The 1002-nt window shown below is 70.0% G+C and carries 1 protein-coding gene; it reads right to left on the minus strand.

All coding sequences use genetic code 11. The features are described from left to right. Positions 1-103 precede the first annotated feature (103 nt). On the minus strand, positions 104-892 hold the full coding sequence (locus ACZ38L_RS39710) for a glycosyltransferase family 4 protein (RefSeq protein ID WP_465703073.1): 789 nt from the start codon (positions 890-892) through the stop codon (positions 104-106). Positions 893-1002: the final 110 nt, after the last annotated feature.

Below are 1002 nucleotides of genomic sequence, written 5' to 3' on the forward strand. Positions count from 1 at the left end.
GCGAATCTCGAATGCCTGACCGGCAGAGATGCCCCAATGTCACCCCATCGAGCGACGCCAAACCCGGCATTACGGCGCGAACCGCACTCTGAGGCAAGATCGGCTACACCACTCGGCGGGACATGACCCGGCCTGCCACGGCGTCCCGCAACAGCGCGTTCCAGCGCCGGGCGATGCTCGCCCAGTCGAACTCGGCCGTGCAGGCCCGGTCCTGGGCCCGTCGGCCCAGCCGGTCGGCTTGTTCCCGGTCCCGGCACAGCGGGAGCAGCGCGTCGGCGACATCGGCGGGATCGACCAGCCCGTATCCGTCGACCTCGGAGGGCGCGACGGGCACGAAAACCGCCGTCTGCCCCCATATCTCGCGCAGTGCGGGGTGGCCGGGCATGACTTGGGCGGCGCCCGCGGCGGCGTGTTCGAAGACGATCAGGCCCCAGCCTTCCGCCGTGCAGGTGTTCAGGCCCACGTCTGCGCTGTTGTAGTAGTGGTTCAGGGCTGCGTCGGTGTCAGGTGGCCGGTCGGGGATGAAGACTCGGTCCCGAAGCAGCGGGTGGCGCGCGTCGTCGCGCAGGCGTTGGCCGTGGGTGAGGATGAGCCGGGTATCAGGAAACTTGTCGGTGACCAGGGCGAATGCCTGGAGGGTCACCTCGAGTCGTTTGCGCCGCGTGTCCCGGTTCGCGTTCAAGATGATCGTCTCCCGGTCGCCCAGGCCGAGGAGGCGACGGGCCGCCGCCCGGGCGAGTGAGCGCTCGGCCCGATGGTGGGGCAAACCCTCGGCGTCGACGGGTCCGAAGACCTGCCGGTCGACGCCGTGCGGAATCGGCTCCGCGACGAGCGGCGCGTGCAGGCCGGTCTGCGCGAGGATCCAGCGCCTCGCGGTGTGCGTGTAGCACACCAGGCGGTCGGCGGACGCAACTGAGGCTTGCGGCTCGGGGTGACGTCAGGGCGAGGTGAGGATCAGGCCGGTCTCGCGGATGAAGCCGTTGAGAAGGTCGGGGCGGTACT

Source organism: Kitasatospora sp. NPDC024654 (genome assembly GCF_055559155.1).